At 71.8% G+C, this 15,045-nt stretch carries 16 protein-coding genes; 9 read left to right on the top strand and 7 right to left on the bottom strand.

The genetic code is table 11. The features are described from left to right. Positions 1–80: 80 nt before the first annotated feature. Genes SACAZDRAFT_RS19285 through SACAZDRAFT_RS19260 form a run of 6 tightly spaced genes read left to right on the top strand, consistent with a single transcriptional unit; the run spans position 81 to position 6,018 of the window. Positions 81–1,172, top strand: coding sequence for a glycosyltransferase family 9 protein (locus SACAZDRAFT_RS19285; protein ID WP_005444411.1), 1,092 nt, complete (start codon positions 81–83; stop codon positions 1,170–1,172). After that, positions 1,169–1,732 carry a D-sedoheptulose-7-phosphate isomerase gene (locus SACAZDRAFT_RS19280; RefSeq protein WP_005444410.1) on the top strand — a complete coding sequence of 188 codons (564 nt, stop codon included), beginning with the start codon at positions 1,169–1,171 and terminating at the stop codon, positions 1,730–1,732. Before SACAZDRAFT_RS19285 ends, SACAZDRAFT_RS19280 begins: the two co-directional genes overlap by 4 nt. Further along, on the top strand, positions 1,729–3,090 hold the full coding sequence (locus SACAZDRAFT_RS19275) for a PfkB family carbohydrate kinase (protein WP_005444409.1): 1,362 nt from the start codon (positions 1,729–1,731) through the stop codon (positions 3,088–3,090). The genes SACAZDRAFT_RS19280 and SACAZDRAFT_RS19275 overlap by 4 nt, the downstream gene beginning before the upstream one ends. Before the next feature lie 17 nt (positions 3,091–3,107). Next, positions 3,108–3,785, top strand: a complete 678-nt coding sequence (locus tag SACAZDRAFT_RS19270; RefSeq protein WP_005444407.1) for an SDR family oxidoreductase — start codon at positions 3,108–3,110, stop codon at positions 3,783–3,785. Continuing rightward, positions 3,776–4,783: a glycosyltransferase family 9 protein gene (locus SACAZDRAFT_RS19265; protein ID WP_040927822.1), complete on the top strand. Its 1,008-nt coding sequence runs from the start codon at positions 3,776–3,778 to the stop codon at positions 4,781–4,783. The genes SACAZDRAFT_RS19270 and SACAZDRAFT_RS19265 overlap by 10 nt, the downstream gene beginning before the upstream one ends. Beyond that, entirely contained in the window at positions 4,714–6,018 is a 1,305-nt protein-coding gene (locus tag SACAZDRAFT_RS19260; protein WP_040927821.1) for a UDP-glucose dehydrogenase family protein, read from the top strand. The genes SACAZDRAFT_RS19265 and SACAZDRAFT_RS19260 overlap by 70 nt, the downstream gene beginning before the upstream one ends. A gap of 134 nt (positions 6,019–6,152) precedes the next feature. On the opposite strand, the gene SACAZDRAFT_RS19255 is transcribed toward SACAZDRAFT_RS19260, so the two are convergent. Next, the gene (locus SACAZDRAFT_RS19255) at positions 6,153–6,569 is read right to left on the bottom strand and encodes a CBS domain-containing protein (protein ID WP_005444402.1); all 417 of its coding nucleotides are present in this window, start codon (positions 6,567–6,569) and stop codon (positions 6,153–6,155) included. 195 nt (positions 6,570–6,764) lie between these two features. Between SACAZDRAFT_RS19255 and SACAZDRAFT_RS19250 the strand changes: the two genes are divergently transcribed. The 3 genes from SACAZDRAFT_RS19250 (at position 6,765) to SACAZDRAFT_RS19240 (ending at position 9,081) form a co-directional block, all read left to right on the top strand. Continuing rightward, positions 6,765–7,217: an anti-sigma factor antagonist gene (locus SACAZDRAFT_RS19250; protein ID WP_005444400.1), complete on the top strand. Its 453-nt coding sequence runs from the start codon at positions 6,765–6,767 to the stop codon at positions 7,215–7,217. 108 nt (positions 7,218–7,325) lie between these two features. Beyond that, positions 7,326–8,225, top strand: coding sequence for a hypothetical protein (locus tag SACAZDRAFT_RS19245; RefSeq protein ID WP_005444398.1), 900 nt, complete (start codon positions 7,326–7,328; stop codon positions 8,223–8,225). A 109-nt stretch (positions 8,226–8,334) separates the two neighbouring features. Then, complete coding sequence (locus tag SACAZDRAFT_RS19240) at positions 8,335–9,081, top strand: PIN domain-containing protein (protein ID WP_005444396.1); 747 nt, start codon at positions 8,335–8,337, stop codon at positions 9,079–9,081. 206 nt (positions 9,082–9,287) lie between these two features. On the opposite strand, the gene SACAZDRAFT_RS19235 is transcribed toward SACAZDRAFT_RS19240, so the two are convergent. The 6 genes from SACAZDRAFT_RS19235 to SACAZDRAFT_RS19210 all read right to left on the bottom strand — a co-directional run. Beyond that, on the bottom strand, positions 9,288–10,145 hold the full coding sequence (locus SACAZDRAFT_RS19235; RefSeq protein ID WP_005444392.1) for a sugar phosphate isomerase/epimerase family protein: 858 nt from the start codon (positions 10,143–10,145) through the stop codon (positions 9,288–9,290). Continuing rightward, positions 10,142–11,158: a sugar phosphate isomerase/epimerase family protein gene (locus SACAZDRAFT_RS19230; RefSeq protein WP_005444390.1), complete on the bottom strand. Its 1,017-nt coding sequence runs from the start codon at positions 11,156–11,158 to the stop codon at positions 10,142–10,144. Before SACAZDRAFT_RS19230 ends, SACAZDRAFT_RS19235 begins: the two co-directional genes overlap by 4 nt. Continuing rightward, on the bottom strand, positions 11,155–12,555 hold the full coding sequence (locus tag SACAZDRAFT_RS19225; RefSeq protein ID WP_005444388.1) for an alkaline phosphatase family protein: 1,401 nt from the start codon (positions 12,553–12,555) through the stop codon (positions 11,155–11,157). Before SACAZDRAFT_RS19225 ends, SACAZDRAFT_RS19230 begins: the two co-directional genes overlap by 4 nt. Further along, positions 12,552–13,652: a metabolite traffic protein EboE gene (gene eboE, locus SACAZDRAFT_RS19220; RefSeq protein WP_005444385.1), complete on the bottom strand. Its 1,101-nt coding sequence runs from the start codon at positions 13,650–13,652 to the stop codon at positions 12,552–12,554. The genes SACAZDRAFT_RS19225 and eboE overlap by 4 nt, the downstream gene beginning before the upstream one ends. A 3-nt stretch (positions 13,653–13,655) precedes the next feature. Further along, positions 13,656–14,519, bottom strand: coding sequence for a TatD family hydrolase (locus SACAZDRAFT_RS19215; RefSeq protein WP_005444383.1), 864 nt, complete (start codon positions 14,517–14,519; stop codon positions 13,656–13,658). Beyond that, on the bottom strand, positions 14,516–15,045 hold a 530-nt coding region (locus SACAZDRAFT_RS19210), incomplete at its 5' end, for an EboA domain-containing protein (RefSeq protein ID WP_005444381.1). The genes SACAZDRAFT_RS19210 and SACAZDRAFT_RS19215, both read right to left, overlap by 4 nt.

The raw sequence follows: 15,045 nt of genomic DNA, 5'->3' as shown, positions 1-15,045 counted from the left end.
GACGAGGTCGAGCTGGCTCGCCGCCACGCCGTCATCGCCCCCGACGTGGCGACGGCCGCGAGGCTCGCGCTGGAGCTCACATGACGGGCCGGGTCCTCGTCGCGCGCCTCGACAACATCGGCGACGTGCTGCTGGCGGGCCCCGCCGTGCGCGCCGTCGCGGCACACGCCGATCACGTCGTGCTGCTGGCGGGTCCACGCGGCCGGGCCGGTGCCGACCTCCTCCCCGGCGTGGACGAGGTCGTGGAGTGGTGCGCGCCGTGGATCGACCCGGAACCACCCGCGCTCACACAGGACTCGGTCGACGCGCTCGTCAAGCAGGTCCGAGACCTGCGGCTGGACGCGGCGTTCGTGCTGACGTCGTTCCACCAGTCGCCGTTGCCGCTGGCGCTCGTGCTGCGCCTGGCCGGGGTGCCGTGGATCGGTGCCATCAGCGACGACTACCCCGGCTCCCTGCTCGACCTGCGACACCGCGTCTCCGGTGATCCGCCGGAGGCGGAGCGCGCGCTGTCACTGGTCACCGCCGGAGGGTTCTCTCTGCCCGAGGGGGACGACGGAGCGCTCGCCGTGCGCCGTCCGCTCCCGGACACGCGGGCGCTCACCGGTGCGGACCCGTTCGTCGTGGTGCATCCCGCCGCCTCGGTCCCGGCGCGGCAGCCCGCGTGGGAGACGACCGCCTCGGCGGTGACCGCGCTGGTCCGAGCCGGGCACCGCGTGGTGCTCACCGGCGGACCCGCCGAGCGCGACCTCACCGGGCGCATCGCCCACGCCGCCCGCTCGGAGCGGGTCGTCGATCTCGGCGGCGCCACGTCGTTGCCGGAACTCGCCTCCGTGCTGGCCGCCGCCCGCGTGGTGGTGGCCCCCAACACGGGCCCGGCGCACCTCGCCGCGGCCGTGGGCACCCCCGTGGTGTCCCTGTTCGCGCCCGTGGTCCCCCAATCGCGCTGGGCTCCGTACGGCGTGCCCCGCGTCGTGCTGGGCGACCAGGACGCACCGTGCAAGAACACCAGAGCGCGGACCTGCCCCGTGCCGGGACACCCGTGTCTGGCGCTCGACGCGGCGGAGGTCGTCGGCGCCGTCGGGGCCATGGAGCTTCTGACGGCGTCCACGGGCGGTCACGACCACGGACCCGCACCGCGCGTCGGCACGAAACCCACTGGAGGTGTGTCGTGATCGAAGAGCATTTCCGCGCCCTGGAGGATGCGCTGCGCCGGATGCGGTCGGCGGCGCCGACGATCGAGTCGTGGGCCGTCCACCTCACCGGAGTGCTGACGGGCGGCGGGAGACTGCTCGCGTGCGGCAACGGCGGCAGCGCCGCCGAGGCCCAGCACCTCACCGGTGAACTGGTGGGCAGGTTCTGCCACGACCGCCAACCGCTGTCGGCCATCGCCCTGCACGCCGACACCTCCGCGGCCACCGCGATCGTCAACGACTACGGCGAGCACGAGCTGTACGCGCGGCAGGTGCGGGCCCACGGCAGGCCCGGCGACGTGCTGATGGCGCTGTCCACCAGCGGCCGCAGCCAGAACGTCGTCACCGCCGCGAAGGTGGCGCACGAGATCGGCATGGTGACCTGGGCGTTGACCGGCCCCGACCCGAACCCGCTCACGGCGTTGTGCGACGACGCCATCGCCGTGGACGCCGACCACGTGGCCACCGTGCAGGAGATGCACCTCGCGATCGTGCACGCGTTGTGCGCCCACCTCGACCGCACGCTGGGAGTGGCCGCATGAGGCCGCTCGTGGTGGTGGGGGACGCGCTGCTCGACGTCGACGTCGAGGGCAGCGCGACGCGCTTGTGCCCCGAGGCACCCGTGCCGGTGGTGGACGTCGACGGCGAGTGGGTGCGGCCGGGCGGCGCGGGACTCGCGGCGACCCTGCTGGCGAACCACGCCGCGGCGGAGGTGTCGTTCGTGACGGCGCTGGGCGCCGACGACACGGGCCACCGGCTCGCGGCACTGCTCGCGCGCGACGTCGAGGTGCTGCGTCTGCCGCTGTCGGGCGGCACCGTCCGCAAGACGCGGGTCAGGGCGTCCGGGCAGTCGGTGACCCGGTTGGACACCGGCGACGGGCGAGCGGCCCACGCCCCGCTGCCGGAGCGGGTGCGCCGCCTGCTCCGCGACGCGGGCGCCGTCCTCGTCTCCGACTACGGCCGGGGCGTCGCCGCCCACCCCGAAGTGCGGCGCCTGCTCGCCGAGGCGGCGCAGCGGGTGCCGGTGGTGTGGGACCCGCACCCGCGTGGCCCCGCACCCGTCCTCGGGGCCACGCTCGCGACCCCCAACGAACGCGAGTCGCGGGACCTCCTGCCGACCGCACCCGCGGACGTCGCCGACGCCGCGGCGGCGGTCCGGCAGCACTGGCGGTGCCGCCATGCGGCGATCACGGTGGGCGCGAACGGCGCCGTGCTCTCCATCGAGGACGGGACCACGCTCTCCGTGCCCGCCCCGGCCGGCCTCGCCGGGCAGAAGCTCGACACCTGCGGAGCGGGCGACCGCTTCGCCACCGCCGCACTGACCGCACTCGCCGAGGGTGCGGGCCCCGTCGACGCCGTGTCCTCGGCCGTGGAGTCGGCGTCCCGCTTCGTCGCCGCGGGCGGAGCCGCGGCGCTGTCGGTGCGGGACGGCACACCCGAGTGCGGTGCGCCCGACACGCCGTTCGCGTTCGCCGACTCGGTGCGCCGGCGCGGCGGCAGGCTCGTCGCCACCGGCGGGTGCTTCGACCTGCTGCACGCGGGGCACGTGAGTCTGCTCCGCCACGCGCGGTCGCTGGGCGACGCCCTCGTCGTCTGCCTGAACTCCGACGACTCGGTCCGGCGGCTCAAGGGCCCCGGACGCCCGGTGGTCACGGCCCCCGACCGGGCCCGGCTGCTCGCCGAACTGTCCTGTGTGGACGACGTCGTCGTGTTCGACGAGTCGTCGCCGACCGCCGTACTGGAACGGTTGCGGCCCGACGTGTGGGTCAAGGGCGGCGACTACGCGGGCACCGAGCTCCCCGAGGCCGAGGTCGTCCGACGACACGGCGGCGAGGTGGTCCTGGTGCCGACGGTGGAGGGCTACTCCACCACCCGGCTGCTCCGGACGGTGAGCCGGTGAACCAGCAAGGAGGCGCGATGAAGGTTCTGATCAGTGGCGGTTCGTCGGGGCTCGGGGCCGCGACGGTGCAGGAGGTCCTCGACGCGGGCGGCACCCCGCTCGTGCTCGACCGCAAGCCGCCCGAGACCGGTGGGGTGGACTACGCGTTGGCCGACCTCACCGACACGCCCGCCACCGAGGCCGCCGTGCGCGAGCTGGCCGACCGCGCGGGCGGGCTCGACGCCGTGTTCACCGCGGCGGGCATCGACACACCGGGCCGGCTGGACACCGTCTCGACCGAGGACTGGGAACGCGTCGTGCGCGTGAACCTCCTCGGCACGGCGGCCGTCGTCCGTGCCGCCCTGCCCTACCTCGAACGCTCGCGAGGAAAGGTCGTGACCTGCTCCTCCACGCTCGGCGTGCGGTCGGTCTCCGACGCCACGGCCTACTGCGCGTCCAAGGCGGGCGTCGTCGCGTTCACGCGCGCGCTGGCCGCCGAGACGGCCGGTCGCCTCGGGGTCACCCTCCTCGTCCCCGGTGGCATGCACACCGCGTTCTTCGACGACCGCGACGAGCAGTACAAGCCGCCGCCCGACGCGAAGCTCAACGATCCGCGCCACGTCGCCAAGGCCGTGCTGCACGCGCTGCGACAGCCCGCGGGATGTGAGGTGCGGGAGATGGTCGTCTGCCACTCGGAAGAGGGCTCGTGGCCGTGATGCTGGTGTTGCGCGCGCTCGGGCTCGGCGATCTGCTCACCGCCGTGCCCGCGCTGCGTGCGCTGCGCCGCGCCCGGCCGGACGATCGCATCCTGCTGGCCGCGCCCGAGCCGCTGGCACCGCTGGTGAGGCTGCTGGACGCGGAGGTCGAGCTCCTGCCCACCGCCGGGCTGTCCGCTCTGCCCGCGGTGCCGCCCGTGGACCTGGCCGTGAACCTCCACGGCAGTGGTCCCGAGAGCATCGCCGACCTGCGCGGCACCCGCCCCCGCCGCCTGCTCACCCACCGGCATCCCGACCATCCGGACCTCGACGGCCCCGAGTGGAAGCGCGACCAGCACGAGGTCGCCCGCTGGTGCGGGCTGCTCGCCTACGCCGGCGTCCCCGCCGACCCCACCGACCTGACGCTGCGCCGTCCGGCCACGCCGAGTCCCGCTCCCGGAGCCGTGATCGTCCATCCGGGCGCGGCCTCGGCGGCCCGGCGCTGGCCGCCCCAGCGGTTCGCCGCCGTGGCCCGAGCACTCGCCGACGACCTGGCGGGGACGTCCGCCCGAGTGCTCGTCACCGGCAGCGCCGAGGAACGCGCGCTGGCCACCGCCGTGGCGACCGACGCCGGTCTCGGCCCGGAAGCCGTGTTCGCCGGGCACGACCTCGCCGAGCTCGCGGCACTCGTCGCCGGAGCGAGGCTCGTCGTCTGCGGCGACACGGGCGTCGGTCACCTCGCCACGGCCTTCGAGACCCCGTCGGTCCTGCTGTTCGGACCGACACCCCCCAGCCGGTGGGGACCGCCCGCCGACCGGCCCCGGCACGTCGTGCTGTGGGCGGGCACGGTCGGCGACCCCCACGCCTCGACGCCGGACCCGGGACTCGTGCGCATCGCCACGCCCACCGTCGTCGACGCCGCGCGGACGCTGCTCGCCGGAGGTGCCCCATGTCGGACCGCCAGGACCACCCAGACCGCCTCACCGTCGGTGTCGTCGGCACCGGCTACGTCGGACTGACCAGCGCCGCCTGCCTGGCGCACCTGGGACACCGGGTGACCGGCGTGGACATCGACGCGCGGAAGGTCGCCGGCCTGTGCCGCGGCGAGGTGCCGATCGCCGAACCGGGCCTCGACGCGCTGGTCGCCGAGGGCCTCGCACGCGGCGGGCTCGCCTTCACCACCGACCTGCGCGCCCTCGCCGAGTCGGACGTGGTGCTGCTGTGCGTGCCGACGCCGACCGGACCGGAAGGCACCGCCGACCTGCGGGCCTACGACGCCGCGGTCGACTCGCTCGCGCCCGTCCTCGCTCCGCACTGCGTCGTGGCCGTGAAGTCGACCGTGCCGGTCGGCACCACCGCCCGCACCGCCCGCGTGCTCGGTCGCCCGGCGGTGAGCAACCCCGAGTTCCTCCGCGAGGGACACGCGGCCCACGACTTCCTGCACCCGGACCGCATCGTCGTCGGCGGAACCGACCCGAGCGCCGCCGACCGCGTCGCCGCGCTCTACGACGGCCTGACCGCACCGGTCGTGCACACCGACCCGACGAGTTCCGAGCTGGCGAAGTACGCGAGCAACGCCTTCCTCGCGCTCAAGGTGTCGTACGTGAACGTGCTCGCCGAACTCTGCGAACGCCTGGGCGCCGACATCGCCGACGTCGCCGAGACCATGCGCCTCGACCCCCGCATCGGGGCCGCGTTCCTCTCGCCCGGGCCCGGGTGGGGCGGCTCGTGCCTGCCCAAGGACACACGCGCGCTCCTGCACACCGCGGCCGAGGCGGGCGTCGACTTCGCGGTGCTGGCCGAGGCCGTGGCGGCCAACCGGCATCAGCACGAGCGCGTCGTGGAGAAGGTGCGGCAGGCCGTCACCGGCTCGACCGAGGGCTCGTTGCAGGGCTCGCGGCTGGGACTGCTCGGGCTGGCGTTCAAGGCCGGCACCGACGACGTCCGCGACTCCCCCGCGCTCGCCGTGGCGGCGCGCCTCGCGGAGGCGGGCGCGGTGCTGACCGGCTACGACCCGGGCGTCGACCGCGACGGCTTCCCGGGCGGTGTGGTGCAGCTGGTCGACGACGTCACCCTCGTCGCGAAGGACGCCGCCGGGCTCGTGCTGCTGACGGAGTGGCCGGAGTTCCGCGAACTCGACTGGCCGCACCTGGCCGATCTCACCCACCACGCGACGATCGTGGACACCCGCAACCTGCTCGATTCCGCGATGTTGACGCGAGCGGGATTCACCTATTTCGGGTTGGGCAGGTGACGGTTCGGGAAAGACTGTCACGTTCCCGACGATCTTTCACCGTCGAATCCCACCGACGGCCACATTCCACTTTTCGTGAACTAGTCGATGGCTATTTCGACAGCACGCCAACACCAGCCCGGCATTTCACCCGTTCAGTCATGCGAGATGCCCTTCACCAGACCACCCACATCGGCGTCCGGAAGGTCCCGAGCGGCGTCGGCCTGGGCCACGATTCCGACCAGTTCCTCACCCTCGACGACGGGCAGCCGACGCACCTGGTGCCGGGACATCAGGCGCAGCGCCTCGGCCGCGTCGTCCTCGGGTCGCACCGCGACGACCTCCCCCTGAGCGAGCTCTCCCACGTGCACGGCCATGGGGTCCTTGCCCTCGGCCAGCACCTTCACGACCACGTCCCGGTCGGTGAGCATGCCCTTGAGCTTGTGGTCCTCGCCCTGGATGGGCAACGCCCCGACGCCCTCGGCCGCCATGGTGCGCGCGGCCCGCATGACGGTCTCACTGGTCTCCGCGTACGTGGGGTTCGTCGTCATGATGTCGCGAACACGTGTCATCGAAAGACCACTCCTTACCCTTCGGCGAAATCCTCCGAATGGGGAGTGCCCAACGAATCTGCTCTTTGCACGTTGGGCCGTCCGGGCTAGTCTTTGGGGCAGTCGGGCGGTTGAGCCGACCGCAACCAGACAGGCCCAGCGAGGGCCGGACAATGCCAGACACTGGCCAGACGTGAATTCGACCTATTGGTTGATGTGGACACCGCTGGAGGTGCCGTGTCCGAACTAGCAATACCCACTTCCTTGTTGGAAGTAACCACCGATTGTCACGGAACAGGAGTCGTGGTGACAGTGAGTGGCGAGGTGGACCTCAGCACGAGGGACGCGCTCGCCGAGAACCTGGACAAGGCGATGGAGCTCGTGTCGCCGCCCCAGCAGCTGATCGTCGACCTCGAGCAGGTCACGTTCCTCGGCTCGGCGGGCCTGGCACTGCTGCTCGACACGCAGGACGTCGCCGTGCGGCGCGGAGTCACGTTCCGCATCGTGGCGACGCAGCGCGTGGTCACCAGACCGGTCGAGGCCGTGGGCCTCGCGGACGCACTGCCGTTGCACGCGACGGTGGAATCGGCACTGGCGGACGTGCCCGTGCCGCGGCAAGGCGACGAGCCGGTCGGGCTGCCGTTCCAGGCGAGCCCGGCGGTTCACTGAAAGACCGAGGGCCGCATCCGCCGCAGCGTGGTCGGCGGATGCGGCCCTCGACCTGTCGTTCACGAAGACCAGTCGAACACGCGTTCAGGCGAGCGCTAGCGTCTTTCTATGACTCAGACCACATCGCTTGCGGCGGCGTCCCGGTTCCTCACGGGCCACGCCCGCCTGCTCGACCAGCACCGCTACGCACTCCTGGTGGGCCGTGGCGACCCGCAGCCCACGCTCGCCGCGCTCGGCGCGTACCGCAACGCCGACGGCGGCTACGGCCACGGCCTCGAACCCGACCTGCGCTCACCCGAGAGCCAACCGGCGGCCGCGCTGCACGCCTTCGAGGTGCTGGCCGAGATCGCTCCGGTCACGAGCCCGCAGGCGGAGCAGCTGTGCGACTGGCTGCTCACCGTGACACTGCCCGACGGCGGGCTCCCGTTCGCCCTCCCGGTCACCGAGCCGGAGCACTGCGCACCGTTCTGGGTCCACGCGGACCCGGGAGTGTCTTCCTTGCAGATCACGTCGGTCGTCGCCCTGCACGCACACCGCGTCGCGCGACACGATCGGGCGGTCGCCGATCACCCGTGGCTCGCCCGGGCCACCGAGTTCTGCGTCGCCGCCGTCCACCGGCTGCGGACGGAGCACCGGACTCCCCACGCCATCGAGCTGGCGTTCACCGTGCGCTTCGCCGACGTGCTGAGTGGGGCGCATCCGGAGACGGCCCGCGAACTCCTCGACGTGCTCGGTGCGTTCGTTCCCACCGACGGGATGGTCCACGTCCAGGGCGGCGCCGACGACGAGTACATGCGACCACTCGACTTCGCACCGCAACCGGGCCCGGCCCGCGCGCTGCTGTCGCAGGCCGCCGTCGAGGCCGACCTGCGACGGCTGCGCTCCGGCCAGGCGGACGACGGGGGCTGGACCGTCGACTTCACCAGCTACTCCCCCGCCGCCACCCTCGAATGGCGCGGCTACGCGACGGTCAACGCCCTGCGAACGCTGCAGGCCTACGGCGACTGACCGAGGGCGGTACGAGGATTTCTGGCGACGTTGTAATCCTGATGTTCCCCACGCTCCGGCTGTTGATCGCTACGGTGCCAGGGTGGGCGAGGAACAGTAGGGAAAGCCGATGCGGGTCGGCGTCTACGTGGACGCATTCAACGTCTACTACGGTGCCCGGTCCCACTGCGGCCGAGGCACCGCAGGATGGCGCTGGCTCGATCTCGCAGCTCTGGCGATGTCGCTGATCAACCCCCATGTCTGGCCCGGTGCCGTCCTGGAACGGCTGGTCTACTGCACCGCGCCGCGGGATCGCGAAGGAGATTCCAGTTCGAGACACGACCAGCAGGTCTACATCGAGGCCCTCCAGTGCCATATCCCGCAGCTGGAAGTCGTCAACGGCAAGTACGCCCCTCGCACCAAGACGGGTGTCCTAATCGAGAGATCCCGCAACGGCAGCCCGGTGCGCCGGGTCGCTTCCCCCGGCGAGGATCAGCTGCCTTCATGGCTGCCCAGCGAGGAGATCACCGGTCCGGAGGGGCACCGTAATCTACTGGTCACGGTGAGTACCTTCGAGGAGAAGGGCTCCGACGTCAACGTCGCCAGCCACCTGCTCATCGACGTGCTCTCACACCGCGTCGACGCAGCGATGGTGTTGTCGAACGACTCCGACCTGCACTTCCCGCTCCAGCACGCCCGCCGACACGTTCCAGTCGCCACGGTGAACCCGAGCACCCACCCGACTGCCAAAGACCTTCGTGGTGAGGCTTCCGAGGGCGCCGGGCGACACTGGTGGCGAAGGTTGCGCCCGCACCACTTCTACGACCACCAGCTTCCGAACCCGGTCGGCCCCAGCCGCAAACCGGATGGCTGGTGACAACACTCGCCCGCCATGTATGCTTGAGACATACCACCCGGTTCTCGCAGTCACTGCGGGGCCGGGTCTTTTTTGCGTTCAGCCGGCGGCCCCTTCAGGCTGGCGGCTGTGCTCTCGATGCCGGCCGAAACCCGGAACACGGCCATGCCGCGGATCCCCGGTCGTGAGCGGTGCGGGCACCACCCGCGACCGGGGCAACCCGGCGTTCAGAAACGCAGGTCGGCCAGGTAGTCGTAGCCCACCTTCGCCGTGTTCAGCGGGTCGGCCGGGTCGTCGTGTTCGACGATGTACTGCTTCATCGGCCCCGCCCACGTGCGGCGGAACAGCGTGGCCCAGTCGATGGTGCCCGTGCCGACGTCGGCCCAGCCGCCGTCCTCGCCACGGTCCTTGACGTGGAACTGCTGCACCCGCCCGAACCGGCGGTAGTACTCCTCCACCGGGTCCGCGCCGCCGTCCACCACCCAGTACAGGTCGTACTCCAGGTGCACGTTGCGAGGGCTGGTGCGCTCGGCGATGACGTCGATCGGCCGGACCCCGTCGATGGCCTGGTACTCGTGGGCGTGGTTGTGGTAGCCGTACGAGATGCCGGCCTTGCGGAAGGCCGCCGCGGCCGTGTCGAGGCGGCCCGCGAACGCCCGCCACTCCTCCAGCGTCGAGTAGTTCGCGTAGGCGCAGGCCGCCTTGCGGTAGCCGAGCGTCCTGGCGTCCTCGATCAGCGCGTCGACGTCCTCGCCGTCGAAGGAGACGTGCGCGGACGTCGCCCTCAGGTGGTAGCGGTCGAGCAGCCCCCGGAACTCCGCCGCCGAGCGCCCGTACGTGCCGGCGAGCTCGACGCTGCGGTAGCCGATGTCGGCGAGTGCCTCCAGCGTGCCCTCCAGGTCGGCCTCGAACAGGTTCCGGAGGGTGTAGAGCTGGATGCTGATCATCTGCTTGGGGATGCGCCTGCCGGGTGGGCCCCAGCCGGCGTGGGCGGTGCCGCTCATCGCTCCGGCCAGCCCCACGGCGGCCGCGGCCCCGGCCGCGGTGCGGAACATCGCTCTACGGGACAGTGCCTTGTCACTCATGGCGTGTCGTTCCTCTCCGTGCTGAACGCGGCGTCGAAGGCCGCCTCGGGCTTGTCGAACAGCTGGCTGCGGATGTAGGTGACGGCCTCGGCCGCGCCGCGCAGGCGGTCCATGCCCGCGTCCTCCCACTCGACCGAGATGGGGCCGGTGTAGCCGATGGCGTTCAGTGCCCGGAACGCGCTCTCCCAGTCCACGTCGCCGTGTCCGGTGGAGACGAAGTCCCACCCACGGCGGGGGTCGGCCCACGGCAGGTGCGAGCCGAGCCTGCCGTTGCGGCCGTCGAACCGCTTCTTCGTGTCCTTGCAGTCCACGTGGTAGATACGGTCGGCGAAGTCGAGGATGAACCCCACCGGGTCGAGGTCCTGCCACACGAAGTGCGACGGGTCCCAGTTGAGGCCGAAGGCGGGCCGGTTGTCCACGGCCTCCAGCGCCCGCTTGGTGGTCCAGTAGTCGTAGGCGATCTCGCTGGGGTGCACCTCGTGGGCGAACCGCACCCCGACCTCGTCGAAGACGTCGAGGATCGGGTTCCAGCGGCGGGCGAAGTCGGCGTAGCCGTCGTCGATCATCTCGGCGGACACGGGCGGGAACATCGCCACGTACTTCCAGATCTTCGACCCGGTGAAGCCGATGACGGTGTCGACGCCGAGCTTCGCGGCGGCCCTGGCCGTGTCGGCCATCTCGGCCGCGGCCCGCTGCCGCACGCCCTCGGGCTCGCCGTCGCCCCAGATGCGGGCGGGCAGGATGTTGCGGTGCCGCTCGTCGATCGGGTCGTCGCAGACGGCCTGGCCCACGAGGTGGTTGGAGATCGCCCACACCTTGAGTCCGTAGGAGTCGAGCAGCGTCAGCCGGTTCGCGACGTAGTCCTCTTCGGACAACGCTCGGTCGACCTCGAAGTGGTCGCCCGAGCAGGCGATCTCCAGCCCGTCGTATCCCCAGCTCGACGCGAGTCGGCAGACCTCCTCGAACGGCAGGTCGGCCCACTGGCCCGTGAACAGTGTTACCGGTCGGCTCATCGGTGAGCTTCCTCTCGGATTCCGTGCAGTTGCAGGAGCAGGTGACGTACGTCGGTGGCGGCCAGGCGCCCACCGGACTCCACGGCGGCAGGCACGACCGGGTCCGAGCACACCAGCACCGGACCGTGCTCGGGCGAGTCGGGCAGGCGGCCGTGCGAGCCGCGGACCCACCTCGGGTCGGTGGGCACCACGTTCATGGCGTAGCGCAGCCCGACCTTCTTGCGCACCAGGTTGAGTCCCGCCCTGGCCTTGGCGAAGCGGTCGGTCGGGTCGAGGAACAACTCGGCGGGGTCGTAGCCGGGTTTGCGGTGGATCTCCACGCCGCGCGCGAAGTCGGGAGCATGGTCGTCGTCGAACCAGTAGTAGTAGGTGAACCACGCGCGCGGCTCCGCCACCGCGACGAACTCACCGGCCCGCTCGTGGTCGAGCCCGTACCGGGCCTGGGCCTCGCGGTCGAGCACCTCGTCGACTCCGGTCAGGCTCTCGACGATCTTGCGGACGCGCGGCAGGTCGGCCTCGTCGGCGACGTAGACGTGCGCGACCTGGTGGTCGGCCACCGCGAACGCGCGCGACGTCCACGGGTCGAGGTACTCCATGCCGTCCTGGGTGTAGACCTCCAGGAGCCCTTCGCGGCGCAGCGCCCGGTTGATGTCCACCGGCGTGTCCACGGACGTGATGCCGTACTCCGACAGCGCCACGACCGTGGTCCCGGCCCGCTCGGCGTCGGCGAGCAGGGGCGCGAGCACCGCGTCGACGTCGCGTGCGGCGGTGGCCGCCTGCGGCGAGTCGGGTCCGTACCGCTGGAGGTCGTAGTCCAGGTGCGGCACGTAGGCCATGGTCAGGTCGGGATTGTCGGTGCGCAGGATGCGCCGCGTGGCCTCCACGATCCACTTCGACGAGGTGATCGACGCCGTGGGACCCCAGTACTGGAACAGCGGGAACGCGCCCAGCTCGGCCGTCAACGCGTCGTGCAGGTGCGGAGGACGGACGTAGCAGTCGGGCGACTTCCTGCCGTCGGCGTGGTAGATCGGCCGCGGGGTGACCGTGATGTCGGTGGTCATGCCCATCGCGTACCACCAGCACACGTTGGCGGCGGTGTAGCCGGGCTGCGCGGCCCTCGCGGTCTCCCACACCTTCGGTCGCTGCACGAGCTTGTTGTGCTGCCGCCACAGGTAGATCTCACCGAGGTCGCGGAAGTACCAGCCGTTGCCGACGATCCCGTGCTCGGCGGGCATCGCCCCGGTGAGCAGGGTCGACTGCACGCTGCACGTGACCGCGGGCAGCACGGTGCCCAGCTCGGCCCGCCAGCCGCGGTCGGCGACCTTCGACAGGTTCGGCATGTGCCGCAACAACGCGGGTGTCATCCCCACGACGTCGAGCATCAACACTTTTTTCATGCGGCTACCTCCGTCCGGGCCCAGCGCAGTTCGTCGGCGATCCCCGCGGCGAGATCGATCCGGTCGGCGTCGGGCAGTACCGTCCACGTGTAGGTCTCGACCTCGACGTGCGGGAGCGGGCGACCGCTCGCGGCGAGTGCCGCCACGGCGTCGGTGAGGACGTCCGTCGTCGACGTCAACGGCGACCGCGGCCGGGCATGCAACGGCACGTGGAAGTGCACGCGCCACGGTCCCTCGCCCGGTAGCTGCGTCAGCGCCTCGTCGAGATCGTCGGCCGAGAGCACCTCGCCCGTCGGCGACAGCTCCCGCACCTGGTGCAGGTAGCGGGGTTCGCAGAACTCCGCCAGCGCCGTGCGGGCGTCGGCGTCGCTCGGGTGCTCCACGTGCAGGGCGGCCGAGGCCTGCACCTTCACGACGTCCAGCCCGGCGGCGTGGATGCGCCGCACCTCCTCGGCGGGATCGGCGAACGACACGGCCAGGTGGCACGTGTCCAGGCACACGCCCACGTACTCGGGGTCGACCCGGCCCGCCAGCCACGACACGGCGTCGGCCACCGTGTCGAGCACGCACCCGGGTTCGGGTTCCACCGCGAGCCGCAACGGCCTGCCCAGCCGGCCGGACAGCGTGCGCGCGTGTGCGGTGGCCTCCTCGAACGCGGCGACCGCCCGGTCGTCGTCGGCCCCGCTCCACGGTTCCCGCCACGCCAGCGGCAGGGTCGAGATGCTGCCGTAGTCGGCGTCGTCGTGCAGCAGGTCGGCCAGCACCGTCAGGCAGTCGCGGGTGTAGCGCAGCCTGCGCGGGTCGGTCCATTGAGGAACGTACACCGCGTGTTTGACCACGGTGTCGTGGAACCCGCCGTAGGGGAAGGCGTTGAGGGTCTGCACACCCAGCCCCCTGGCCTTGAGTTCACCGGCGAGCCGGGCCCGGGCGCCTGCGTCCTCCGCCAGCGCCGAGGCCACGTCCGCCGCGAGCCACAGCCCCACGCCGAGCAGGTCGACCCCCAGCCGCTCCCGCACCGGCGCCGCGTAGGTGTCGAGCTGGGCCACGATGCCGTCGAGGTCCTGTGCCGGGTGCACGTTGGTGCAGTAGGACAGCACGGCTCACTTCCTCGCGCCGCGCAGCACCGAGTTGCCCTCGAAAGTCTCCGCCGTGGGCGTGGACCCGGGTACCGGGTCGAGCATCAGTTTGCCGCTCTGCCCGTAGAAGGCGACGGGGTTGTCCCACAACACCTTGTCCACATCGGATTGCGAGAAACCCGCCACCAGCATCGCCTTTCCGGTGTGCAGTGTCTTCAGCGGGTCGGAGCGGCCCCAGTCGGCGGCGGAGTTCACCAGCATCCGGTCGGTGCCGTACTCCTTGAGGATCGACACCATGCGGTGCTCGTCCATCTTCGTGTCGGGGTAGACGGAGAAGCCCATCCAGCAGCCGGACTCGGCCACCAGGCCGACCGTGACCTCGTTGAGGTGGTCCACCACGACGTGGGCCGGGTCGATGCCCGACTCGCGCACGACGTCGAGTGTGCGCTGCGTCCCCGACAGCTTGTCGCGGTGGGGAGTGTGGACGAGGATCGGCAGCTCGTGCTCGATCGCGAGGCCGAGCTGGTGGGTGAACACCTTCTCCTCGGCCTCGGTCATCGAGTCGTAGCCGACCTCGCCGACGGCCACCACTCCGTCCTTGGCGAGGTAGCGCGGCAGCACGTCGAGCACCTCGACGCAGCGGGGGTCGTTGGCCTCCTTGGGGTTCAGCGCGATCGTGCAGTGGTGGCGAATGCCGAACTGCGTGGCCCGGAACCGCTCCCAGCCGATGAGGCTGTCGAAGTAGTCGGTGAAGGAGCCGACGTTCGTGCGGGGCTGGCCGAGCCAGAACGCGGGTTCGACGAGCGCCCGCACGCCGGCGGCGTACATGGTCTCGTAGTCGTCGGTGGTACGCGACGTCATGTGGATGTGCGGGTCGAAGATCTTCATCGGGCGACCTCCTCGTCACGGGTGGCGCCGGAGGCCAGGATCGCCTCGGCGTCGGCGGGCACGGAGCGGCCTGCGGCTCTCCTCTCGGCCGCGTAGTCGGAGACCATGCGGAGCAGCTCGGCGTCACCGCGCCGGTCGAGGTCGGCGACGGCGGCCGTGGGAACTCCGGTGAACAGGCACTTCAGGACGCCGTGCCGCCACGAGTGGTCGTCGAGGTGGGCCGCCGCGAACGGGCCGAGCGCTGCGGCCACGAGCCCGGTGTCGTTGGCCCGCAACGCGTCGGTGACCAGGCGCAGACCCGACTCGACGACGTGCGGGTCGTCGGTGGGCAGCACGTGGAGATGGCGCAGCAGACCACGCCGTTCGGCGCCGTCGCCGTAGCGGTAGAGGTCCTCGACCTCCTTCACGAGCGTGTCGGTGTCGTCGATCGCCGAGCTCAGTGCCGCGAGCAGCCGGCCGCGCGCGCGGTCGTCGAGGGTGCCGTGCACGAGCCCGTCCGGGTCGGCGTCCGGACGGACCGCGGTGC

It is taken from the genome of Saccharomonospora azurea NA-128, assembly GCF_000231055.2.
GTDB lineage: Bacteria > Actinomycetota > Actinomycetes > Mycobacteriales > Pseudonocardiaceae > Saccharomonospora > Saccharomonospora azurea.
Note: the sequence above shows the minus strand (reverse complement) of the source record. Positions and strands in the feature narration are given on the sequence as shown.